18 protein-coding genes and 1 tRNA gene are annotated in these 23271 nt (G+C 72.4%); 1 reads left to right on the forward strand and 18 read right to left on the reverse strand.

The window, feature by feature from the left end:
* Nucleotides 1-152: 152 nt before the first annotated feature.
* The 6 genes from WMF34_RS13180 to WMF34_RS13205 all read right to left on the reverse strand — a co-directional run bounded on the left by WMF34_RS13180 (nt 153) and on the right by WMF34_RS13205 (nt 8781).
* On the reverse strand, nt 153-704 hold the full coding sequence (locus WMF34_RS13180; protein ID WP_437993494.1) for a hypothetical protein: 552 nt from the start codon (nt 702-704) through the stop codon (nt 153-155).
* 127 nt (nt 705-831) lie between these two features.
* Nucleotides 832-1530: a hypothetical protein gene (locus WMF34_RS13185; protein WP_012235175.1), complete on the reverse strand. Its 699-nt coding sequence runs from the start codon at nt 1528-1530 to the stop codon at nt 832-834.
* A gap of 174 nt (nt 1531-1704) precedes the next feature.
* Nucleotides 1705-3963: a hypothetical protein gene (locus WMF34_RS13190; protein ID WP_437993495.1), complete on the reverse strand. Its 2259-nt coding sequence runs from the start codon at nt 3961-3963 to the stop codon at nt 1705-1707.
* A gap of 150 nt (nt 3964-4113) precedes the next feature.
* The gene (gene lipB / locus WMF34_RS13195) at nt 4114-4962 is read right to left on the reverse strand and encodes a lipoyl(octanoyl) transferase LipB (protein ID WP_437993496.1); all 849 of its coding nucleotides are present in this window, start codon (nt 4960-4962) and stop codon (nt 4114-4116) included.
* Between the two features lie 6 nt (nt 4963-4968).
* Nucleotides 4969-6456: an HD domain-containing phosphohydrolase gene (locus tag WMF34_RS13200; RefSeq protein WP_157906648.1), complete on the reverse strand. Its 1488-nt coding sequence runs from the start codon at nt 6454-6456 to the stop codon at nt 4969-4971.
* Nucleotides 6457-6573: 117 nt separating this feature from the next.
* Nucleotides 6574-8781, reverse strand: a complete 2208-nt coding sequence (locus WMF34_RS13205; RefSeq protein WP_231864818.1) for a pseudouridine synthase — start codon at nt 8779-8781, stop codon at nt 6574-6576.
* Nucleotides 8782-9212: 431 nt separating this feature from the next.
* On the opposite strand from WMF34_RS13205, the gene WMF34_RS13210 reads away from it, so the two are divergent.
* Complete coding sequence (locus WMF34_RS13210) at nt 9213-10835, forward strand: hypothetical protein (protein WP_437993497.1); 1623 nt, start codon at nt 9213-9215, stop codon at nt 10833-10835.
* Between the two features lie 27 nt (nt 10836-10862).
* On the opposite strand, the gene cyaY is transcribed toward WMF34_RS13210, so the two are convergent.
* The 12 genes from cyaY to WMF34_RS13270 all read right to left on the reverse strand — a co-directional run bounded on the left by cyaY (nt 10863) and on the right by WMF34_RS13270 (nt 22601).
* Nucleotides 10863-11201 carry an iron donor protein CyaY gene (gene cyaY, locus WMF34_RS13215; protein WP_012235181.1) on the reverse strand — a complete coding sequence of 113 codons (339 nt, stop codon included), beginning with the start codon at nt 11199-11201 and terminating at the stop codon, nt 10863-10865.
* Between the two features lie 57 nt (nt 11202-11258).
* Nucleotides 11259-12707 (reverse strand): phosphonoacetaldehyde dehydrogenase, encoded by a 1449-nt coding sequence (gene phnY / locus WMF34_RS13220; RefSeq protein ID WP_437993498.1) that lies wholly within the window; start codon nt 12705-12707, stop codon nt 11259-11261.
* Nucleotides 12708-12741: 34 nt separating this feature from the next.
* On the reverse strand, nt 12742-14037 hold the full coding sequence (phnA, locus tag WMF34_RS13225; protein WP_437993499.1) for a phosphonoacetate hydrolase: 1296 nt from the start codon (nt 14035-14037) through the stop codon (nt 12742-12744).
* 100 nt (nt 14038-14137) lie between these two features.
* Nucleotides 14138-14419, reverse strand: coding sequence for a hypothetical protein (locus WMF34_RS13230; RefSeq protein ID WP_437993500.1), 282 nt, complete (start codon nt 14417-14419; stop codon nt 14138-14140).
* Nucleotides 14420-14483: 64 nt separating this feature from the next.
* Nucleotides 14484-14557 (reverse strand) — tRNA-Arg (locus WMF34_RS13235).
* Between the two features lie 112 nt (nt 14558-14669).
* A complete protein-coding gene (uppS, locus tag WMF34_RS13240; protein WP_012235185.1) occupies nt 14670-15410 on the reverse strand; it encodes a polyprenyl diphosphate synthase in 741 nt (246 codons plus the stop codon).
* Nucleotides 15411-15714: 304 nt separating this feature from the next.
* On the reverse strand, nt 15715-17091 hold the full coding sequence (locus WMF34_RS13245) for a histidine kinase dimerization/phospho-acceptor domain-containing protein (protein ID WP_012235186.1): 1377 nt from the start codon (nt 17089-17091) through the stop codon (nt 15715-15717).
* A 3-nt stretch (nt 17092-17094) separates the two neighbouring features.
* Nucleotides 17095-17796: a response regulator transcription factor gene (locus WMF34_RS13250; protein WP_012235187.1), complete on the reverse strand. Its 702-nt coding sequence runs from the start codon at nt 17794-17796 to the stop codon at nt 17095-17097.
* Nucleotides 17797-17875: 79 nt separating this feature from the next.
* Nucleotides 17876-19528: a GmrSD restriction endonuclease domain-containing protein gene (locus WMF34_RS13255; protein ID WP_437993501.1), complete on the reverse strand. Its 1653-nt coding sequence runs from the start codon at nt 19526-19528 to the stop codon at nt 17876-17878.
* Nucleotides 19529-19545: 17 nt separating this feature from the next.
* Entirely contained in the window at nt 19546-20523 is a 978-nt protein-coding gene (locus WMF34_RS13260) for a hypothetical protein (RefSeq protein WP_437993502.1), read from the reverse strand.
* On the reverse strand, nt 20520-21989 hold the full coding sequence (locus WMF34_RS13265) for an AAA family ATPase (protein ID WP_437993503.1): 1470 nt from the start codon (nt 21987-21989) through the stop codon (nt 20520-20522). Before WMF34_RS13265 ends, WMF34_RS13260 begins: the two co-directional genes overlap by 4 nt.
* Before the next feature lie 33 nt (nt 21990-22022).
* Nucleotides 22023-22601 (reverse strand): hypothetical protein, encoded by a 579-nt coding sequence (locus tag WMF34_RS13270; protein WP_437993504.1) that lies wholly within the window; start codon nt 22599-22601, stop codon nt 22023-22025.
* Nucleotides 22602-23271 lie beyond the last annotated feature (670 nt).

Below are 23271 nucleotides of genomic sequence, written 5' to 3' on the forward strand. Positions count from 1 at the left end.
CTCCTCTCTCCAGGCGCACACGGCCCAGAGCGGGGCGCATCGTCGTGCGCCACGGGATCATCCGCGGAGTGAAGCTCGCCGCGGCGTACTTTCGTACGCCTGGCTCGCCTGCCTCGCGGCTGAGCCCGTATCCTACGAGCCTGCGCGCTGCACTAGTATCCCCAGAGGAACTCCGCGCGGGCGAACGCCGTGAAATAGCTCCCCGGACCGTCGCCCGCGCCAGGGAGGAGCAGCGTGTACTTGCCGGCGAAGCCAGCGGCGAACTCGCGATTGAACGCGTAGTCGATGCCGAACGGGATGGAGACCCCGAACTGCCCCCGGTGGCAGCCCGGCTGGCCAGACGAGCCGCAGGGCGCGAGGCGTACACTGTCGTATGCGCCGGTCATGAGGCCGACGTAGGGGACCCACTGCAGAATATCGATGACGTACGTGGCGCCGGCGGATGCGCCGAGGAGCATGAGATCGCGCCCCGGGTGGGACGCGGTGTTGACCTCGGCGACCGCGTTGAAGGCGTCGGTGAGCCCGTAGGCGAGGTGCAGGCTGCCGCCGATCCCCGGGTACGTCCCGCCGTCCGCGAGGAGCGCGTACCCGACGCCGGCGCCGGCATGCCATTGCCGTTCAAAGGCGTCGGCCCGCGAGGGGGCCAGGAGCGCGAGGAGCGCGAGCGCGGCGGCGGTCAGCAGGGCGACAGGGGGGCATCTCATGGTCGGTTGCGGCGAGCAGCCCGGAGCGCCCCCGCGACGAACCATGGGTCGAGGGCGACGACGGCGCGCGCCGGGCGCTCGATGAGGGCGCGCGGCGCGAGGCTAGCACGCGCGCCGCAGGACATGTTCAGCGGAGCTGCTCGCGGCGACGGGGAGCGCGCGACGCCTCCGCGCCCTCGTCCTCGAGCTCGTCGGCGTAGATGCGCGCCGCGGGGTCGGCCGCGCCCTCGCCCGGATCGATGCGGAGCGACGGCCGGGGAAAGCGGACGGCGGCCGCCCCCGAGATCCCGGGGAAGGTGTAGAGGATCTCGCCGCGCTCGCCGATCTCGACGCCCACGTCGCCGGGGCGCTCCTTGGCGAGCTCGGTGAGCAGGGCGTCCGCCTCCGGGGCCGGCAGGTCGAGCGCGACGCCGACCTCCTGCGCCGTGAGCGGGCGGCGGCGGTGCGACGCGAGCGAGAAGATCGCCTGAACCTGGGCGTCGCGCGAGGCCTTGGCCCCGGAGCGGGAGAGCTTCCGCCCGCCCAGCAGGAGGAGCAGGCCGACGGCGAGGGCGACGAACCCGATCGGCAGGCCGATCGCGAGGCCGGCGATCGACCCCGGGAACAGCGCGGCCGCGCCCAGGCCGAGGAGGAGCGCCACCGCGGTCCCGCCGATGAGGACCAGCCAGCCGAGCACGCCGGCGACCGCGCCGCCGACCCTGGACGGCTGCCCCGCCAGGCTGACCGATTTGCCCGCGAACGGCAGGCGCTCTCGACCGCACGCGGTGCAGTACGCGGCGAGCCCGCGGTGGATGACGGGCGCGTTCTTTCCGCAATGAGGACACATGAGGACTCCCCCGCGAGCAGATCTTCGCGAGCCAGGCCGTAGCGTAGGAATGAAGCCCCTCCGCCGCCAGGTGTGCGGCCGCGGGATCTCCAGGTTTTTCGCGGGCACGCCGCGCGGGTCGGCGTCCGTCGGCGTCCGTCGGCGTCGGTCAGCGCCGATCCGCGTCGATCAGCCTCAGATTCCGAGGTAGCGCGCGATCTCGGCGCGGGCCGGGTCGGAGGCCACGGCGCGCAGGGCGTCGTACCGGCGTTGCCATGCGGCCGCGCTGCCTTCATCTCCACGCCATCGCGCCGCCTCGGCGCGGGCGAAGGCGTAGCGCCGGAGCGAGAAGCGCGAGGCGTCGAGCGCGAGGAAGGCGTCGAGCCACACCTCGGGATCACCCTCGCCGTCGCCGAGCAGCTGGGCCGACAGCGCGGCGTACGGGACGAGCGCGGGCGGCGCGTCGCCGCGCCGGCGGAGGGCGGCGTAGCGGAGCGCGCGGCGCGCGGGCGGCGGCGCGTCGCGCGCGGCGCTCCAGGTGGAGAGCGCGCGCGAGAGCGCCGGCTGATCGTCGCGCGCCCAGGGCGCGTCGAGGCTCGCGAAGCCGACCCACGGCCAGGCGGCGGCGTGATCCGCGGGCAGCTGGGCGGGCGGGCTGCCCTGGCGGAGCGGCGAGTCGCCCGGAGGGAGCGCGAGGGAGAGCCGGGTCCACCGCGATCGCGCGTCGAGCAGGGCGAGCTCCGCGCGGGCAGGCATCGCCTCGCCGGCGGGGTCCACCGCGCGCGCGGCGGCGGCCTCCTCGTCGGCGAGCACGGCCGCGCGCGCGGCGTCGCGCCGGCGCCCGCGCGAGGCGAGGAGCTCGGCGCGCTGCAGGAGCACGGCCGCGCGGAGCGCTGGCGGCGCGGCGCCGAGGTCGACGCGCTCGACGAGATCGAGCGCGCGATCGCGCTCGCCGACGAGGGCCCACACGCTCGATCGCGCGAGCGCCCGGGCCGCCTCCGGCGCGAGCTCCGGGGCGAGCGAGCCAAGGCGATCCAGCGCGTCGACCGCCCGGGGCGCATCGCCTTCGAGCGCGAGCTCGCGGGCGGCGCGCAACGCGAGCGCGCCCGCGGCGGCGCGCAGCGCGTCGGCCTGGGACGGCGAGATCTGGGGGGCGGCGGCCAGCTCGGCGGCGCGCGCGGCGGCGCGCGCGCGCAACGACCCGGCGATCGCGGGCCTCGCGAGCCCGCGCTCCGGGAGCCAGTCGAGCGCGCGCAGCGAGCTCGCAGGCAGCCCCGTCGGCGCGCGGGGCTCCGAGCGCGCCGGGACGCCGTCGTGGCCTGTCTCTCCGGCCGCGGGCTCGTCATCGTCGTCCGGCCGCGCGAGCGCGGCGGCTTCGGCCGCGTCGAGCGCCTCGTCCTCCGCCAGCACGACGGCGAGCAGATCGCCGCGGGCCTCGGGATCGAGCGCGGCCGAGCTGCCGAGCAGGTCGCGGATCGCGCGCGTCGCGCGCTGCGTCGCCTCGACGGCGTCCTTCCGGGCGGCGGCGAGGCGGGCGCGCTGCGCGAGCCGCACCTCCACGGCGTCGGCCACGCCGGCCTCGGGGGCTTCCGGCATCGGCGGAGGCTCCACGCCGGCCCGGGCGGCGCAGGCGACGAGGACGGCGCGGACCTCGCCCCAGTTGCGCGCCATGCCGGCGTAGCGCCTCGACGCCCGGTCGTCCTGGTTGAGCGTCAGGAGCTCGATGCCGCGCTTCGCCTCGGCGCCCGCGCCGAGGCAGAGGATCGCGCCGGTGGTCGTGCGCAGATCCTCGTCGCGGGGCTCCATCGCCGCGTACCCCTTGGCGATCGCGAGCGCGCGCTGCAGGTCGCCCTCGGTGAGCGCCGCGCGGAGCGTGTGCACGCGCACGTGCCAGTCGGTCCAGCGGTCCGGCTGCGCGAGGAGCGTGCGGCGATCGCCGAGCCTCGCCGCCTCGCGGCCGAGGCTCGGCGCGCCGCGGGCGGGCCCGAGCTCATCGAACGTGACGCGCCCGGTCCCGGCGGCGACCATGGCCTGGGCCGTCGCCACCGCCTCGGTCGCGCCGGCGAGCGCCGCGCCATCCGGCCGGCCGACCGCGGCGTCGGTGTAGTCGGCGACCGCCGCGCGCACGCCGAGCTCCTCGGCCAGCGCGCTCGCCGCCCTGTAGGTCCAGGGCAGCCGCGACGGCAGCGCGAACCAGCGGATCTCGGGCCTGCAGTCGGGCAGCGCCGGGCCGCGCGGCGCCTCGATCGAGGCGAGGCACGCGGCGGCGGTGCGCGTGCCCGCGAGGATCGCCGCGACAGGGCCGAGGAGAGCGAGCGCGGGCACGGCCACGGCCGCCGCCGCGAGCGCCAGGGCGAGGGGGCGCCGCCAGGGCGGCCGCGCGGTCGAGGCGTCGCGGTGGAGCGGGGAGCCCCCGTCGCGCTCACGAGGCCGTGGGGTGGGCTGCGCGCACACGGGACGGCTTTTAGCCCACGGCACGGCCGAGCGACACTGCCTCCGCGACGCAGCGTGTTCCGCGTCCCGCGAAGCGACGTCACCCGCGGAGCGCGCGCCGTGCGACGCGCAACGTCGGCGCGCTCCTCGCCCGGAGGCCGGCGCGCGCGGCTAGGGCGCGCTCCGGCCCTCGGCGGCGCCGGCCTCCGGGGCGAGGAGCGCACCCGCGAGATCCGTGACCGCCGACAGATCCTCGACGCAGGCGACGTCGAGCTCGAGCCCGCGGGCGAGCTGCGGCGCGCTGGCGAGGGCGACCTCGGCGACGGTGAGCTTCCGCCCGGTGAGCTGGTGGAGCGACGTCACGCCGTGCTCCCGGATGCCGCAGGGCACGATCAGCTCGAACGCCTTGAGGTCCACCGCGACGTTGAACGCGAAGCCGTGCATCGTGAGCCATCGGGACAGGCGCACGCCGATCGCGCCGAGCTTCGCGATCTCGCGCGCCCACTCGGCGCCGCCCCACGCCTCCGGGGCGGCGCGATCCGCCCAGACGCCGATCATGCCGTCGACCACGCCGCCCTCGACGTGGTGCTCGCGCGCGAGCAGGATCATCACCTCCGCGAGCGAGCGCACGTACCTGCGCACGTCGCAGCGGTCTGGCCTGAGATCGAGCAGCGGGTAACACACGAGCTGGCCGGGGCCGTGGTAGGTGACGTCGCCCCCGCGCCCCGTCGCGACGAGGTCGATGTCGCGCTCGTCCAGCGCGCGGGCGTCGAGGAGCACGTTCTCGGGGTTCGCTCGCGGGCCGAGCGTGATCACGGGATCGTGCTCGAGGAGCAGGATCGTGTCGCCGATCCGCCCCTGCGCGCGCGCCTCGACGAGCTGCTTCTGCAGATCGTGGATCGGGGCGTAGCGGCGCCGGCCGATCCACACGGCGCGCGCGCGCCTCGGCCGGGGCGCCTCGACGGCCGTCGCCTGGCCGTTCGCGGGCTGGAGGAGGTCGCGGAGCGAGGTGGTCGGCATGGCTGGCTACTCCGGGATCTTCTCGCCCCGCGCCCGCCGCTCCTCGCGGTAGGCCTCGATGTGCGTCGTGAAGGTGGCCGCGACCTCGGGGTCGAACTGCGAGCCCGAGCACCGCTCGATCTCGGTCACCGCGACCTCGTGGGGGAGCGCGCGGCGGTACGAGCGGTCGCTCGTCATGGCGTCGTACGTGTCGGCCACGGAGATGATGCGCGCGATGATCGGGATCTCGTTGCCCCGCATCCGGAGCGGGTAGCCGCGCCCGTCCCAGCGCTCGTGGTGCAGGTGCACGCCGGGGATGAGCGGGTGCAGGAACTTGATCGGGTCGAGGATATCGCGCCCGTAGGTGGGGTGCCGCTTGAACACCTCGTACTCGTCGTTCGTGAGCTTGCCCGGCTTGTTCAGGTTGAGCACGCACCCGATCTTGCCGATGTCGTGCATGAGCGCGCTCTGCCGGACGATCTCGATCTCGTGCGGCCCGAGGCCGAGCCGCTGCGCCAGCAGCACGGCGTAGACGGCGACCCGATCCGAGTGGCCCGAGGTGTAGCGGTCCATCTTGTCGATCGCCTTGGCGAGGCCCTCGATCGTCTGCTGGAACGTCGCCTGGAGATCCTGGTAAAGGCGCGCGTTTTCGATCGCCGCGGCGGCGCGCGAGCCGATGATGCTGAGCAGCTTGCGCTGCCCCTCGTCGAAGCGCCTCGTCCGCGTGAACGACGCGACGGCGAGGAAGCCCATCAGCCGCTTCTGGATGCGGAGCGGCACGGCGACGAGCGACTGGAGCGGGAGCGCCGGCTCCGCCGCGAAGAACCTGAGCCCCTTCATGCCCTGCTCGAGCAGCTGCGCGTCGGGGCGGAAGTGCTCGAGCACGAGCGCGGGGTCGAGCCGCCCGAGGTCGGCGCCCGCCGGGATGGACGGGCCGCGGAGGTGCTGGCGCTCGAAGAAGCCGCCCTCGCCGTCGTCGAGCCAGGTCGAGATGAGATCGCCGCACACCTCGTGGAGGCAGCTGTCCGCGACGGTCTCCAGCACCTGGTCGAGCGAGAGGCTCGCCGCGATGGCCTCGCTCACCTTGTAGAGCGACACCGCCTCGCGCAGCCGGATGTTCTCGGCGGCCATCCGTTGCTTCTCGATCCCGCGCTGGACGACGTGCACCACCTCGTCCAGCTTGAACGGCTTGAGCACGTAGTCGTAAGCGCCGCGCTTCATCGCGTCGATCGCGGTCTCGACGGTGCCGAAGCCCGTCATGATGACCGTGAGCGCGTTCGGCGCCGTCTTGCCGATCTCGTCCAGCAGCGCGATGCCGCCCATCCGCGGCATCTTGAGATCGCTGATCACGAGATCGTAGTGACCCTTCGTGAGCTCGTTCAGCGCGCTGGAGCCGTCCTCCGCCGTGCGGACGTAGTAGCCCTCCATGCCGAGAAAGTCGGCCAGCATGTCGCGGATCACCTTCTCGTCGTCCACGACGAGGATGCGAGGGCGGTCTTCTGGAAACGTGGACATGCGGCCGGTAAGCCTACCAGATCCGCTCGCAGCGCATCGCACCAAGGTGGGCGGGGCGGGCACAGGAGCGGACCCACCTCGCCGGGGTGGCCGATCCACACGGCGCGCGCCGGCCGCTCAGTCCTCGTCGCCGGTCGAGATGATGGGGTGCCGGATGGTCCGGGGCGACTCGTCCAGATCCGGGACGCGGATCGAGATGGGCCCGGGGCTGCGGATGGAGGGAGGAGGCGCGGACTCCGCGTCCTCGGGGCGGAGCGGGATCATCCTGCTGCTCGGCGCGGGCTCGTCGCTCGCGGTCGTCAGGACGGGCACGGCGCGCTGCTCGCCGAGGGCGTGCTTCTGCTCGAGGAAGCGCAGGACCGAGGGGCCGGTCGAGCGCTCCAGCGCGGAGCGCAGATCGCCGGGCAGCGTCGACTCGATGATCATCTTCACCCCGGTGCGGGGGTGCTCGATCTCGATGCGCACGAGGTGCACGAACGAGCGATCTAGCCCGTGCTTCTCCTCGAAGTACCGGTTCGTGGGCACGTGACCGTAGCGCTCGTCGCCGAGGATCGGGTGCCCGATCGCGGCGAGGTGCCGCCGGATCTGGTGCGTGCGCCCGCCGTCCGGGATGACGCGGAGGATCGAGTGGCCCGAGGCGACCGCGAGGCGGCGGTACCGCGTGCGCGCCGTGTACGTGCGCGTCCCTTCGCGGAGATCGCGGGTGATCGCGCCCTTGCCCGGCGTGACGCCCTTGGCCGCGGCGAGGTAGATGAGGCGCCCCGTCTTCGCGAGCGCCTCGCCCCAGCGCGCGGCCGCCTCCTCGCTCCGCGCGAGCATGACGAGGCCGCTCGTGCCCGGATCCAGCGGGTGAACGATGATGGGCGTCGTCGTGCTGCCCGGGATGCGGGCGCACCGGGCGAGCAGCGAGCCGAGGTACTCCGGCTGCGTTGCCACCGGCTCGTGGGGGCCCTTCTCGACGACCAGCACGCCGTCGTCGTCGTAGATGACCTTCGGCGCGGGCGGGGGCGTCCGGCGGAGGGCGGCGATCGTCTCGATCTCCTCCGTGAGCGGGATCATGTCGAGCGGCGTGAGCTCCGTCGACGAGTACCCGAGGCGGCAGAAGTGATCGAGGTCGCGCGCGAGCGTGTCGGGATCACACGAGACGTAGACGAGCAGCGGCGCGCCGAGGCGCGCGATCGCCTCGCGCGCCGTCGGGGAGACGCCGCGGCGCGGCGGGTTGACCACGATGCCGTCGAACTTCTCCGAGCTGTTGACGAGGGAGCCGACGATCTCCGCGACGTCGCCGGTGCGCACCTCCACGCGCTGGCTGAGGCCCTGGGCCTCGGCCGCGGCGCGGGCGTTCGCCGCCGCGGGCGCGAAGGACTCGACCATGAGGACCCGGTTGCCGCCCTGCGCGAGGGCGAGCGAGATCGCGCCCGAGCCGCCGTACAGATCGAGGATGCGCGGCGGCTCCTTGCGCCGGGAGGCGGGGCCGAGCGCGGCCTCTCCCTCGATGACGGGCCCGTCGTTCTCGAGCGACGCGATCTCGCGGAGCAGGAGGGCGTGCACGCGCGCGGCCTGCGCGCGGTGCGCCTGCACGAACGAGCCGAACGCGGCGATGTGGTAGGTCTGCCCGATCCGGTCCTCCGCGTGCGCGGTGCCGTCGAGCACGATCGTCTCGGGCCCGAGGATCTGCGGCGCCTCCGCGTCGTGGAAGTTCGCCGCGACGCCGATGACGCGCGGGAGCATCGGGCGGATGGCGCGGCCGGCCTCCCGCAGCTCGTCGCGGGTGCACGCGCGCTCGCGCTGCAGGACGAACGTGACAAGCACGAACGCCGGGTTGTCCTCTGTCGCTCCCACCTCCGCGAAGAGCGGCGTCCCGGGCGCGAGGTGGACCTCGCGCAGATCGAGGGCGCGGAGCACGCCGCCCCTCGCCGGGTCGTACGGGAGGAGCAGCGGCCGGACCTCCGGCGGCGGCGAGGCGATCAGCTCGCGCAGCCGCGAGGTGACCGCGGCGAGGGCCGGGGTGAGGACCCGGCAGCCCGGGATGTCGACGACCTCGTGATGTCCCGTGCGGCCGTACAGCCCGATCGCGCCGGAGGGGGCGACGATGAGCTTCGCTCGACCGCGATAGCCGGTGATCGGATCGGCCGGGATGACCGAGCTCGTCTGGAGCAGCCCGAGCGATGGGTAGTGCGCGGCTGCGGACACGACCCGAGCACGCTTGGTGCCGAGCTGCTCCGCGTAGTCACCCGCGATGAGCGGACAGCCCGCGCACTCGACCGAGTGCGTGCACTCGATCAGCGTGTTCGGGATCTCGCCTGCCTTCAATGTGCGTCGCACGGGCCCGGACAAAACACCGCCGCCCGATCCCTCAGCGCTGGTGCTCTCGCCCAGCCCGTGCGGTCCTTCGATACCTGCGCCGGAAGCCATTCCGGGGGAGCTTACAGGGGCTCTCGGTCAGCGTCGAAGGTGTAAAGCGGAATCCGTCGAGCTTTTCGTCTGCGGCGCTCGGCGCGCCGGGGAGCGCTCTCGGATCCTGACGAGCTCCCGCGTTTTCGCCGGGGTCTGCGGTATCTGCCCGGACGGTGGGCGGTCCAGGCCCCGCTCGCTCCGTCGAGCCAGCCGCCAGGCAACGCAGGGGCCAATGTGGGCGATCCCTGGCGCTGTTCCTTACCTCGGGCCGCGCCGTTCGCGACATCCGCGGTCGTAGCGTCGCAGCGCCCGGTCCGTCCCGCGCGCCTCGCGGGGGGCGATGGTAGACTGAGCGCCTCTTGCGTCTTCCGATCGCTTCTCTCTTCGGCCTCCTGGCTGTGCTGCTCGCCCCTCCGGTGTTCGCCGGACCCGGCGACAAGGAGGCGAACCAGGGCATGAACGCAGCCAGAGGCGGCTTCTGCAAGCGGGCGATCCCGCTGCTCGAGTCCGCCGAGAGCCAGCGGCATCGCCCGAGCTCGGCGGTTCCGCTCGCCGACTGCTACGTCAAGCAGGGCGAGCTGCTGAAGGCCAGCGACATCTATCACAAGGTCGCGAGCGAGAAGAAGGCGCCCGGCTACAACGCGCGGGATGTCGCGGCCATCACATCGGCCAAGAAGAAGGCAGCTCAGCTCGATGCGCGCATCCCGACGCTCGTCGTCACGCCGGCGGAGCCGTACGAGGGGCTGGTGGTCGAGATCGACGGGGAGGTGATCAGCGAGCCGTCGGCGCCGCACCGGTTCGATCCGGGCGAGGTGCTGGTGATCGTCGCCAGGGCCGAGGGGCACGAGGAGACGTCGCAGAAGATCACGCTGAAGGAGAAGCAGCGGCGCGAGATCAAGCTGCGCCTCAAGCCGAAGCCCGGGGGGAAGAAGCCGCCGGAGAAGCCGGTCGCGAAGAAGCCACCGGAGAAGCCGCCGGAGAAGCCGATCGCGAAGAAGCCGCCGGAGAAGAAGCCGCCGGAGAAGCCGATCGCGAAGAAGCCGCCGGAGAAAAAGCCGCCGAAGAAGCCGGTCGCGAAGAAGCCGCCGGATAAGAAGCCGCCTCGCGCCGCCGAGAAGCCGGTCGCGAAGAAGCCGCCGGATAAGAAGCCGCCTCGCGCCGCCGAGAAGCCGGCCGAGGACACGCCGCGCGTCGCGACGGGCCCCGAGGAGAGGCCGAAGCCCGCCGTCGAGATGCCCGAGCCCACGCCGCCCAGCCCGCGCAGGCAGCGCGACGTGTGGCTCGGCGCCGGCTTCCAGGGCTTCTTCATCCCTCAGCTCATGTTCGGGCTCCTCGGGGAAGGGGGGCGGGACGTCCTCGTCCCCGGCGGCGACATCTCGCTGTCCACGCGGCTCGGGCGGCGGTTCGATCTCGTCTTCTCGGTCGCCTACGCGCGCTTCTGGATGGACGAGACGCCGTTCAAGCCGAAGGGACACCCGGACACCGACTACGAGATCGTCGAGAGCGATCTCCAGGCGCTCCAGGCGGGGGTCCGCCTGGTCTGGAACATCCCGCTCGATCGGGACGAGCTGTTCGCCTTCCGCGTCGGGGCCGGCCTTGGCGTGGGCTGGACGTTCATGGGCGACCTCTACCGGACCCAGGCATATCCCGGCGACGCGGTGCCCGGCGACCCGGGCTCCTTCGTGCCGGGGGACCCGTACCGGTACGTGAAATGCCGCGGGCCCAACAACCCGGTCGGGAGCTTCCGGTACTGTAACCAGCTCGACTACGACGCGGATCACTACCCCGGCTATGTCGAGCCGAGCTGGTTCACCCGTCCCAAGGGGCGGCCTCAAGGCCTGCGTCCGCTCGTCTATCCGTGGCTCGTCCTGCCCGAGATCGGGCTCGCGCTTCGCCCGTGGGACCGCGTCGCGTTCGACCTCCGGGTCGGCGCCTCCGTGACGGGTCTGCTCGGAGGGCTCGGCATCCGCTTCGCCCTGTGATGCGCCTCGCCCCGCGGGCCGCGCGGCTCAGCGAGCGAGCTTCACGGCGCGGCCGAGCTTCCGGGACAGCACGGCCTCGAGCGTGCTCCAGAGCTCTTCGCCCGATTTCTGGGCCACCCAGCGGTCCTCGGACGGCCGGTAGTCGAAGTGCCACGCGGCCCGCTCGGCGGCCATCCAGATCTGCCGCGCCGCGCGGTGGCTGTTGACCACGTACTTGATGCCGTCCTCGAACTCCAGGGTGAGAATGCCGCTCTGCAGGTCGGCCTCGACGCCGTCGGGGATCTCGTTGATCGCTCGATCCAGCGCGCGCAGCGACCGATCGGCCACGTCGTCGAACTCTCGCTCCGATAGGGGCTCTCCGCTCATGCCGATCCGCTTACAACGGCGCGCGCCGAGGCGGTACGGGGAAGCGCTGGCGCCCCCTCACTCCCAGGGGACCGTGTAGAGCTTCACGTTGGTCATCGCCTTCATCGCCTCGACGACGCCCTCCTTGATCCCGATGCCGCTGTCCTTGATCCCCCCGAACGGCGACAGCTCGGACCGGTACCCCGGTACCTCGCGCACGTTCACCGTGCCGCAGCGGAGCTCCCGCACGAGCCTGTGGACGCGCCCTAGGTCGTTCGTGCAGACGCCGGCGGAGAGGCCGTAGCTCGTCCCGTTCGCCACCGCGATCGCCTCGTCGATGTCCCTCACCCGCAGGATGGGCGCGTGCGGGCCGAAGGTCTCGCGCTGCACGGAGGGGGCGTCCCGCGGGACATGATCCATCACGGTGGGGCCGTACAGGGCCCCGCGGCGCTCGTTCCCGAACAGCAGCCGGGCGCCGCGCGCCAGCGTGTCCTCGGCCGCCGCCTCGAGCTGCCGCGCCGCGGCCTCGGAGATCACCGTCCCCATGTCGGTCGCCGGATCGAGCGGATCGCCCACCTTGATCTGCGCCGACGCGGCAGCGAGGCGGCCGGCGAGCTCGTCGGCGACGCGCTCGCTCACGATGAGCCGCTTCACCGCCGTGCAGCGCTGCCCCGAGTTCCTGTAACAGCCGTACGCCGCGAGCCGCACGGCCTCGTCGAGATCCGCGTCGTCGAGCACGATGAGCGGGTCGTTGCCGCCGAGCTCGAGCACCGCGCGCCGGTAGCCGAGCAGGCTGGCGATGCGCTTGCCGATCTCGACCCCGCCGGTGAAGCTCACGAGCTCCACGGCGGGGTGGGTCACGAGCGCGCGCCCGATCTCCGCCGGATCGCCGGTCACGACGCTGAGCATGCCCGGCGGCAGCCCCGACTCGTGCAGCACCGACGCGAGGTAGATCGCGGAGAGGGGCGTCTTCTCCGACGGCTTGAGCACCATGGCGCTGCCGCTCGCGACGCTCGGCGCGACCTTGTGGGCGACCTGGTTGAGCGGGTGGTTGAACGGGGTGATCGCCGTCACCAGGCGGAGCGGCTCGCGCAGCGTGTACCCCCGCCGGGGCTTGCCGTTCGCCGAGATGTCGAACGCGAGGCACTGGCCGTCGTCGCGGAGCGCCTCGTACGCGGAGAAGCGGAGCACGTCGAGCGCGCGCCGCACCTCGTAGGCCGTGTCCTTGAGGCAGAGCCCGCTCTCCCACGTGATGAGCCGCGCCACCGCCCCCGCCTGCGCCTCGATGTGCGCCGCGGCGCGGAGCAGGATCTCGCTGCGCTCGTGGCGAGAGAGCCGCGGCGGGCCGGAGGACACGCTCGCGAGCGCCTCCAGCACCGCCCCCTCGTCGAGCCTCGGCACGCTGCCGATCACCTCGCCCGTGAACGGGTAGCGCACGAGGATGACCTCGTCCCGGCTCACCGGTCTTCCCCCGATCAGGCACGGAAAATGGAACGCTGGTCGATCGATTGAGAGCATCGAGCCCATCCCTGTCCCCCCTTCAGGCGCTCGATCGTCGGCGCTAGGCCATGGCGGTCGAGAGTCGGTTGAGCACCAGATCGAAGACGTCCGCGTTCGACAGCGCGCTCGGCCGGCCGCGCGCGGCGTCCGCGTCCGCCTCGGCCGCTTCCGCGCCGAGGAGCCACGCGCGCTCTCCGAGCCGGAGCGGGTGGCTCGCGAGGATCGGCACCTCCGCCTCGTGCAGGCCGCCGTGGGACCTGAGCCCGCGCTGCACGGCGGAGAGGTCGTGGTAGGCCGCGCTCTTGCCGAGCACCGTGCTCCGATCGCCGAGGATCACGAGGTCGCCGATCCGATCCGGCGGCAGCGCGAAGCGCCTCGCGGCCTCCTCCCTGGCAAGGACGAGCTCGACGCCCGGGAGCCGCCCGAGGACCTGCGCGGCGCGCGCGCCGTCGTCCGGCGCGCCGAGGTACACGGTCGCGTACGACCCGAGCGCGCCGTGGTGCACGACGTACGGGTCGGTGATCGGCAGGAGCACGCGGAAGCCCGAGAGGCCGGCCTCGCGCAGCGCGTCGTCCAGGTAGCGCACGTTTGGCGAGCCGTCCTGCGCCGTCTTGTCGTTCATGCCGTGATCCGCGGTGATGCCGCAGACGAAGCCGGCGTCGAGGTACTCGCCGAAGAGGGCGTCGAACCGGGCGTAGAACCGATCGGACATCGGCCCGCGCGGCGGCTCCTTGTGCTGCACGTAGTCGGTCAGCGACACGTAGAGCAGCGTGGCCGAGAGCCGCTCGTGCAGCGCGAGGCCCATCTCCATGGCGTAGTGGGAGATGTCCCAGTCGTAGATCGACGGGTTCTCGCGGCCGACTGCGGCGGTGATCGAGCCGATCCCGTGCTCCGGGATGGCCTGCTCGTGCGCCTTCTCCGCCGACAGCGAGATCGGGCGAGGGCCCCCCTCGCGGCAGGCGCCGAGGAGCGCGCGGAGCTTGTCCTTGGCCGTGACGCAGAGGGTCCTGACGCCCGCCTGCTCCATCTTCTCGAAGAGCGTCGGGACGCGCAAAAACCGAGGATCGTTCATCGGCACCTCCTCCCCCGTGGCGGCGTCGAGGTAGTAGTTGCCCGAGATGCCGTGCACGCGCGCCGGCTGGCCGGTCACGATGGACACGTTGTTCGGGTTCGTGAAGCTCGGGATCTGGCCTCGGCCGCGCACGTACAGGCCGCCGGCGGCGAGCGTGCCCGCGAGCCGCGGCATCAGCCCGTCCGCGAGCGCCTGGTCGAGGTACTCCGGCCCGCACCCGTCGACGCAGAACACCACCGTCTTTCGCGCGGGCAGCGCATAGCGCCGGTCGCCGAGTTCGATCATGCCGAACGCTGACACGCAGCGCGCGGGCCGAGAAGGGCCGTCGCCGCGCCGCCACGGGCGCTCCTCCGCCTCGAACGGCGGGCAGGGGAGCGGCGGTGCGTCAGTAGCCCGGCCAGGGATCGGCCGGCTTCGGAGGGGCCGGGACCGGCCGCTTGAAGCACATCACGCCGGCGTCGAGCGCCACGAGCTCCCAGCCGCCCTCGCCCCGCGCCTTCGCGATGGCGCGCGCTTCGTCCACGCCGTGCGCCTGCTCGCAGTCCTGCTCCCACCGCGGCGCGGGGACGCTCGGCGTGAGCCCCTGGGCGCGCACTCGCCCCGCCGCGAGCGCGACGGCCGCGCCCAGCACCAGACCGCCCAGCACGAGCACGACCCTCTTATTCATGGCGTCAGGGACATGGTGGTCCGCGCTGGGCAGGACCGTCAAGCGACGCACCGAGGACGTTCGGCACGCCCGGCAGGATTCGAACCTGCGACCCGCGGCTTAGAAGGCCGCTGCTCTATCCAGCTGAGCTACGGGCGCTTGGACGACAAGCGCATCTCTCGTACTGCATCGCGGACGCGGAATCGAGCGTTACAAGCGTTACGAGCGTCGCCAGCGCCGTGGGCGCGGGGAGCGCCCCGGCGACGTCCGCTCAGGTCGACGCGGCCAGGCGGCGGACCTGCTCGCCGGTCCGGCCGTAACGCCGCTGTCGCCGGCTGTAGGTCGCGACCGCCTCCTCGAAGGTCTCCTCGGTGAAATCAGGCCAGAGCGTGTCGGTGAAGAACAGCTCCGCGTACGCGGCCTCGAAGAGCAGGAAGTCGCTGAGGCGCTTCTCTCCGCCGGTGCGGATGATGAGATCGGGATCCGGCATCGAGCTGGTCGTCAGGAAGTTCCGGAGCGACTTCTCGTTGATCTCCTCCGGGATGACCAGCCCGGCCCGCGCGCGGACCGCGAGCGCGCGCATGGCGTTCGCCATGTCGCGGCGACCGCCGTAGCTCAGCGCGAGCGCCAGGGTCATCTCGGTTCCCCCGGCGGTGTCCTCCACGAGCTTCTCCATCGCGCGCCGCGTCGGCGTCGGGATGTCCTCGAGATCGCCGACCACCTGAACCGCGATCCCTCGACGGATCAGCTCGTCGTGCTCCCCCTCGGCGAACTCCTGGCAGATGCGCATCAGCGCGTCGATCTCGTCCTTGGGCCTCGACCAGTTCGCCACGCTGAACGCGTAGAGCGTGAGGTACGGGATGCCGCGATCGCGGCAGGCGCGCACCGAGAGGCGCACGGCCTTCGCCCCGTGCTGGTGCCCCGCCATGCGGGGGAGCCCCCGCGCCGCCGCCCAGCGGCCATTGCCATCGAGGATGATCGCGACGTGCTTGGGGAGATTGCTGGACGTCATGGGCTTTCCTGGGTGGGGACGACGAGAGACTCTGCGCCGAGCATGGGCGCGGTGGGGGGGCCGACGGTGATGCGATTGTGGAGGTTCTGTGGAGGATGGCGCGGGAGAGCTCAAGGCGCTCTGCCCGCTGACGGGTGCGCGAGCTCTTTGACACGAGCACGCGCACGCGCCCGCTCGCCCGACGACCACCGCCGCGCCTTCGCACCACCGATCCGGTGCGCTGTCAAACCGAGGAAACCTCCCGGAAACAAGGCGGGTCGCCGGGGAGGGGCGGCGTGGCGAGAGAGCTCATCCTTTCACAGGATCAGGCCCCCGGCAGCGAGAGCTTGAACTCGACCTCGGGCGGCCCGCGGTGGGTGCACTCGGCCGAGCCGCTGTGGGCCTCGGCGATCGCCTTGACGATCGCGAGGCCCAGGCCGGTGCCGCCCCGGTCGGCGCGGGTCGTCACGAAACGGCGGAAAAGGCGGCCCGCGACGTGCCGCCCGATCTCGCCGCGGTTGCGGATCGAGATCGCGACCTGTCCGCCCACGCGAGACACGGCGATCTGGACGGGGGCCGCGGCGTCGCCGTGCGTGCGCGCGTTGTCGAGCAGGTTGTCGAGGGCGCGCGACAGCCACTGCTCGTCGCCGCGCACCGTCGCCGAGCTCGGCGCGTCGAGCTCGACGCGGCTGCCGCGCTCTCGCGCCCGCGCCGCGGCGGCCTCCGCGATCGCGACCAGGTCGACCACCGCGGCCTGCTCCACGCCGCGCGCCTCGAGGCGCGCGAGCGACAGCAGCTCCCCGAGGAGCGCCTCGATGCGCGTGGTCGCCTCGCGGATGCGCGCGACGAAGCGGGCTGCCTCCTCGGCGTCGTCGAGCGCGCCCTCGGAGAGCACCTCGGCGCTCGCGCGGATCGCGGCGACGGGGTTCTTGAGCTCGTGCGAGAGATCCGCGGCGAACGTCTCGACGAAGGGGCGGCCCTCGATCTGGCGCCGCATCGAGTCGATGGCGCGCGTCAGCCGCTGGACCTCGCGGCCCTGGGCCGGCGGCGTCGCCGCGCGCACCTCGCCCTCGCTCACGCGCACCGCGAACTCGGTGAGCGCCTCGATCGGCGTCGCGATGGTGCGGCCGATCAGGAACGACGAGATCGCCGCCGCGGCGCCGAGCACCGTGCTGAGCACGAGGATCGGCGGGGCGAAGTCGGCGACCATCCGCTGCACCACGATGGTCGGCTTCACGACCTGCACGCTGCCGACGCGCTGGCCGCGGACCTGGATGGGCGCGGTCACGAAGACGGTCCCGGGCTCGCCCGGCGAGGCGCCGCGCGCCCGGAGCACGCGGCCCTCGGGATCGAGCAGCGCGATGCTCTGGGCGGTCGGGCCCTCGGCCTCGCCGTCGAGCGCGCGCACCGCCGCGAGATCGACGCCGCGCACCTCCATCTCCATCGCGGCCACGGCGGCGAACGCGGCCGCCTCGTCGCGCGCGCTGCCCTCGGCGAGCAGCGTCGCGCGCGCCTCGATGCGATCGATGACGAGCAGCCCGAGCCCGAACGCGAAGGCGCCGACGATGCCGCCGAGCGCGATGAAGATCTGCATCCGGATGCTCATCCCCGCCGTCCGGGCGCGGACGAGGCGCGAGGCGAACAGCGCGACGAGCAGGATGAGCGAGACCGCCGCCGCCGCGGTGACGACGAGGCGCAGCACGCGTCAACCGCCGCCTTCCGCGGGGCCCGGCTTGTCCGCGACGCGGTAGCCGACGCCGCGCACCGTCTCGATGAGGTCGGCGTCGCCGCCGGCCTCGACGACCTTCTTCCGGAGCCCCTTCACGTGCGAGTCGATGGTCCGGTCGGTGATCGCGAACCCGTCGCCCCAGACGCGATCGATGAGCTGCGCGCGCGTGAAGACCCTGCCCGGCGCGGCCAGCATGCAGGCGAGCAGGTCGAACTCGACGCGGGTGAGGTCGACCTTCTGGCCGCTCACGTACGCGCGCCGCGTGGCCTCGTCGACCACGAGCGGCAGCGGCGTGGGCGCGGCGGCGGACGGCGAGGGCCGCGCGGCGCGGCGCAGGACGGCCCGCACCCGCGCCACGATCTCCCGGGGGGAGAACGGCTTGGTCACGTAGTCGTCGGCGCCGGTCTCGAGCGCGGCGACGCGGTCGGCCTCGCCGTCGCGGCTCGACAGGACGATGATCGCGGCGCGCGCCGCGCTCCGCCGGGCCTGCCCGATCAGGTCGAAGCCGCTACCGTCGGGGAGCATGAGATCGAGGATGATGAGGTCGGCCTTGTCGATCTCCCGCTCCGCGGCCGCGAGCGTGGTGGCGACGGTGGCCGCGAACCCGTCGCGGCGCAGGAAGTAGGCGATCGACTCGGCGATGGCCGGCTCATCCTCGACGACCAGGACCTTGGCCATGGTCGGTGAGCCTAGAACGGCGCGGCGGACGCGTCGACAGGGCTGGTCGGCTAGGAGGTCGGGGGGCGCTCGGGCGGGCTCAGTCGCCGTCGGTGTCGACCTCCGCCTCGCCCGCATCTTGCGCAGGCAGCGGCAGATCGAGCTCGGTCAGGAACGCGCGCTCGATCTGCGCCAGGTGCGCGGCGCGGGCCTCGATGAAGCCGCTCCGATCGTTTCGCTTGAGCGCCTCGAACGCCTCGAGAGGGATCCCGTGGCTCGCGAGCACGCGCTCGCGGACGTCGTCGGGGATGGCGAGCAGCTGTGTTCGCGCCGCCTTCCCGGGGACGATGGGCAGCAGGACGCGGTTTGCCGGGTTCGAGGCCAGCGCACCCGAGCCTGCAGGGAACACGTGCCGGAAGGCGAGGTAGCTCTTCTCCTGCTCCCAGAGCAGCCGGCGCACATCGAGTGGGGCACCGGTCGTGTCGAGCGGGGACAGGCGGCAGAAGAGCGTCGTGAGGAGCAGCGTCCGCACCCGCGCGCTCCGCAAGTCGAAGCGCAGGGGGTAGGGGCGCGTGGGGCCGGAGAACCAATCGGCAGGGAGCGTCGCAATTTCGCCTCGCGCGAGCTGCCGCATCCCGTCGAGCGCGTCGTTGATCTGCGTCGTGTTGGCCCCGGCGAACCAGCCGGAGAACGACGTCGCCCAGAACCATCGCCGGAGCAGCGCCTTCTCTCCCGCGTCCGGCTCGGCCTTCAGGTGAAAGAACTCGCCGAGGAGGACCATCTGGTTGGCGTAGGGGAGGAGCTTGTCACCGGGGACACCGACCTCCTCGAGGAGGAAGCGCGCCGCCCGGAGCAGGCCGGCCTCGGCGGCGTTGACTGCTGCCGGGAGCGCGTCGCGGAGCTGCCTCCAATCGCTACTGCGCACGTCTACGGTCGCGGCCGCAGCGATCGCCTGAAGAACGGCGCTCCGTGCCATCCCTTCGAAATGATAGCCAGCGAGATGCTCCTGCACTCGGTCGATGCGATCGGCGAGATTGAACGCGCCCTCGCCCTCGCGGTACGTAAGCGCCGTGAGCATTTGGTCCGGCGTCATCGACTGCCCCATCGTGTTGAGACGCGAGAAGATGTCGATGGCCTGCTCCAGCGTTCCACCTTTGATGCGGGTGACCGCGAGCTGGTACGTCTTGAACTGCTGCGCAACCGCTTCCGCCTTGGCGAGGAGCGGATCCGGATCACACGCGAGCTTGCTCGCGATGGCTCGTGACATCCGGAGGAAATCCATGGTTCGCAGCATCGCCCGGATCGGGAACAGGTGCGCGGCAGGCTCCTTGTTCGGGACGTGGACGAATTCCTGGGTGTGTAGGTCGTAGAAGATCCACCAGCGCCAGTTGTGGAGCTGGGCATCGCGAGGGAAGTCGGCCGGCAGCCTGAGCGCGCCGAAGAGCGTCGAGAGCCGCTGCTGGCCGTCGAGCACATAGGTCACCGGGCTCGTCCCGGGTTGCGCCAGAGCGAGCGGGCCGAAGTGGTCGAGGCTCTGCACGGCCTCGCTCGTATCCCAGAGCAGCAGGCTGCCGATCGGGTAGCCACGTCGGATGCTGTCGAAGAGCGCGAGCATGTCCTCCGGGCGCCAGACGAACGGGCGCTCAAAGCGCGGGATCCTGACTTTCCCAGTTGAAATCTCACCAAGGAGCTCGTCCAGCAGGGCGACCTCAGACCTGAGGATGGGCGGAGGGGGCTCGTTCGGTGTCACCATGGGCTGCGCCGGAAAGCTCAGACGAGGGCCTCGATGATGTCAAGGAGCCGGGGTATCTCGCCGGGGTTCGTCGTGCAGCGCTCCTCGACGGACGCTGCGGTGATCTCCGAGCGCGTCCACAGAAACAAGCGCCAGGCATCGCTGCCGAACCCGCCGCAGAGCCTGCGGAGAACGTCTTGGGCGAGCCCGCCGAAGAGGCCCCTGTGCTCCGGGCGCACGGCGACATCACCGCCTGGTGTCTTCGGCCGCTCGAAGCCGTCCTTCATGTTGTAGTGATCCCGCTGGACATCGCTGAGCGCGCCGAAGAACGCCGTGAAGACGTCCGGCCTTTTCAGGTGCTGCAGCGATCCCTTCGGCAGGTAGCTCTCGATCGTGCGCTTGTGAAGGACGTGGCCCGGCACCCCGTGGTGCGCGCAGCAAGCCGCCAGCACCTTGATGGCCTCGGTGTCGTTGTGCGCCGGATGCATGCGATCGCTGTCGCAGAACACAAAAACCCGGCATGGCCCTGGGACCGCGCTGACGCGCTCGTTGACGCGCTTCTCGAGCTCGCCGACCCCGCCAGCGTGAACGATATCCACCCAGCCGCGCTCGATCGCCACCTCGAGGTCGGTTCGTCCAAAGGCCCGGACCATCGCTTTGAGGAAAGCGCCGTCGCTCTCGCGGTTCTCGACGATCACGTGGGCCGGCGCTTCGAGGCACTCCCTGGCCTGGTTCGGGTCGAGGTCAGCGCCGACGACGATCAGCAACGCGTGCGTCCGACGGCTCGGGGGCGCGTAGAGCGCCTCGGTGTAGGACTTCCGCATGATCTCAAGCGAACGCTTCGCCTCGCGGCTGCCGGCGTCGCCCGCGATCCAGCGGCTCGCCTCGATGGCGTCGGGATCGTCGATCTCCCAGACGTGGCGCCCCTCGGCGAAGGCGTCGACGATCCGTGCCAGCGCGCGCCACGTCGCGCCGTCCTCGCGCTCGAGGACCTCCTGCGAGAAGCGGACCCTCACGCGTGCTCCCGCTGCGCGGCGCGGATCGCCTTGGCCTCCTCGAAGTCCTCCGAGAACACGCCGCGGGGCCAGTCGGACACGTCTCCGGTCGGCAGGATCTCGATCCGCTTCAGCTCGCTGCCGCCCTGGGGCGCATCATCGACCCAGTAGAGGCTGACCCGGTCCGGATCGAGCGTCTTCTCGGCGATGCGGCGCCGGACGCGAAGCACGAAGTTCTCGGAGTGCGTCTCGATGACGAACCGCGCGCCGTGCTGCTTTGCCGCCTCGATGTACAGGTCGGCGAGGTCCCCGTGCGCGCCGGGGTGCAGGTGCAACTCCGGCTGCTCGACGATCTCGATGCCGCCGGCCTTGCCGGTGATCGCCTCGAACTGGCGCTGCACGACGAGAGGCAGGACTTGGCTCAGGCCGGTTCCAACGTCGGCGAGGTTCACCTCGATGGCGGGGTTCGCCGGATTTCGCAGGACGACCGCGAACGAGTCGCCCTGCCGGGCGATGCTGAGCGGCCAGCCGCCGAGGTGCTGCTGGTACCAGTCGCTCACGCTCTGCAGGACCACGCCGCTACGCCGCAGGTAGTCGGCCGCGAGCAGCGCGGGCGCGTTGATGCCGCGGCGCCCGACGCTCGCGGGGTTGCCGCCCGGGAAGCGATACAGCCGCTGCGGGGCCTCGCGGAACGGGCCGAGGTAACCCACGCGCGCGAGGGCCGTCCGCACGAACTCCTCGCAGATCTCGAAGGTCCGAGCGATCTCGGTGAGGCCCAGCTCGGCGAGCTGTGATCGAAATTCCGGCTCGGGCAGCAGTCCGCGAAACGAGAGGGTTACCTCGCGCGTGCCATCGGCGGTATCGAGGCGGTAAGGAGCGGGGTCCTCGAGCGGGTTCGCCCCGATCCAGGTGAGCTTGAGCCATGGGTAGCCGTCGGGCGTGCGCAGCTCGAGTGCGGAGACCACCTGCAGCATGTACTCGCTCACGTGCTGGATCTTCGCCCGCACATCGATGCGCGATCGGGCGTCGTCTTCAAAGGCGGCGCCGAGCCCGATGGCGCCATGCGGAGTGCGGTTGTGGATCAGATCGAGGAACGACGCGCCGAAGTCGACGCCGTCGACCTCGAGCTCGACCGGGGACTCGGCGCGGCCATCCAAGGCCCGCGACAGGAGCAGCGGCAACCGGGCCACGGCGCTCTTGCCGGCGCTGTTGCGGCCGATGAGCAGCGTGAGCGGGCGCAGCTCGAGCGTCGCCGGGCGATGAAATGCCTTGTAGTTCTCGAAACGCAGCTCGACGAGCTCCATCAACCCTCCCCCGTGCCGCTGCCGCGTCCGTGCGACACTGGATGTTCGTGCGGCATGTGCGCCGCCACGACGCGGCGTCCGGTATAATCCCCGTCGGGGCGCCGATCCAGGATCGAGCTCCCGGCCCGGCCGCGGGCGCGGCACCGCGAAAGCGCGCGCAGACGCGCGATCGCACGAGCCCAAGGCCCCGCGTTTCCCACCGGGCACGGCTTGTTGTCACAGCACGGCCGCGCTGACGATCTCGCGCACGACCCCGAGCAGGCTCTCGTAATGCTCGGGGGCGGGCCGCAGCCCGGCGCAGTGGACCACGAGCCCGCCGCGGCGCAGCTCGAGGTGTCCATGGAAGCCGCGCGTGGCGAGGAGCTTGCGCAGGCGCGGGTGGAACGCGGCGGCGGCCTCGCGCGTCGAGGCGGCGAAGGTCGTCACGTGGGCGTCCCAGAGCGCGTCGCCGAGGACGACCCGCGGCGGGGGAGGGCTCTCGATGAAGGCGACGCGCGTCAGGAAGTGCTCGCCGACGCGCATCGACGCGCGGTGCCGGAGGGCCGGGTGCGACGCGAAGCCGAGCAGCGTGCGCTCGAGCGGATCCGCATCGCCGTCCGCGTACCAGGGCTCGACGAGCACCACATGCCCGGGGTTCGTCATCCACGTACACGCGCGGATGTAGGCGGAGGGCGGCGCGATCGTGTCGTAGGGCTCCCAGCGGCGGAACCACGCCTCGTCGGGGCGGAGAGTGAACGCGAGGCCGCGCCGGGCAGCCCACGATTCGATGAGCTCGGATCCCCGCACCGTCGGCATCGGGGGCGAGGTTAGCGTGCGCGACGGCGCCGCGCGCGACTTCCGCAGGGGGCGGGACGCTGTCCATCGAGAGAACGGGACGCCCGGCGCGTCGCGTCGGCCGGACCGCCGCCCCGCGACGCTCCCCCGGTGCCCATCGGCGCACGCCGGCAGACCCGGAGCGCACGCCAACGGATCCGAGGCGCTCGCCAGTGGATGCGGCGCGCTCGCCAGCAGGCCCGGGGCGCGCGCCAGCAGATGCGGGGCGCGCGCCAGCAGATGCGGGGCGCGCGCCAGCAGATGCGGCGCGCTCGCCAGCAGGCCCGGGGCCCTTGCCGACAGCCTCGAGTCGTCCGTCAGCACCCGCTGGTATGGCTCCTCGGAGCTGCTGGTATGCGTCCCCGGAGCTGCTGGTACGGGTTCCCTGAGTTGCTGGTACGCGTCCCCGGACCTGCTGATATGGCTCCTCGGAGCTGCTGGTATGCGTCCCCGGAGCTGCTGGTACGCGTCCCCGGACCTGCTGGTATGGCTCCTCGGAGCTGCTGGTACGGGTTCCCGGAGCTGCTGGTATGCGTCCTCGGAGCTGCCGACACGGTTCCTCGCGTTTCACCACCCGCTGGCGGCGCTCCCCGCCTCAGCGGAGCGCGGCCTGGACGTGCTGGTGCAGCCCCCAGGCGTCCACGTCGTGCTC

The sequence above is a fragment of the Sorangium sp. So ce145 genome, assembly GCF_051525985.1.
Classification (GTDB): domain Bacteria; phylum Myxococcota_A; class Polyangia; order Polyangiales; family Polyangiaceae; genus Sorangium; species Sorangium cellulosum_B.